Annotated in this window: 1 protein-coding gene; it reads right to left on the bottom strand. The window is 76.4% G+C overall.

Annotated elements, in window-relative coordinates:
• Positions 1 to 433, bottom strand: a 433-nt coding sequence (locus ACXAGC_RS20505) for a hypothetical protein (protein ID WP_474846867.1), incomplete at both ends; no start/stop codon positions are given.

Genomic DNA, 433 nt, shown 5'->3' with positions numbered 1-433 from the left:
TGGCGGCGGCGTCGGCCCGGGAGACCGCCGCGGTGGTGCTGAGCCCCGACGCGGTGAGCACAGTGCGGGCACGGTCGAGGGCCCCGGGGCTCCCGTCGGTGTCCACCACCAGCAGTGCCGGCACCAGCCCCTGCAGGTCCGTCACGGGGGCGGCGGTCAGCGAACGGGGCTCCTCGGTGTGGGCCTCGAAGAAGGCGGCGTCCAAGGCGACCACCGGGGCGGCCGGGACGTCCTCGAACCCGAGGACGGTGGCATCGGCGTCTGTGAGCAGGATTTGGGCGCTGCCGCCGGGGTCCGCCGCGGGAGGAGTCCAGCCCACCACGGTGTCCCGGACCCCGTCGAGGCCTTCGGCCCTCCCGGCGAGCCCGGTCACGTCCGCGAGCGCCCGGTCCGGCTCCAGCCAGGTGTGCACGCTCGCGGGCGGGAGCATCCC

It is taken from the genome of Alteromonas sp. AWJ4_197 (assembly GCF_056160285.1).
The sequence above is the reverse complement of the archived record's forward strand: the minus strand, read 5'-3'. Positions and strand labels throughout refer to the sequence as shown.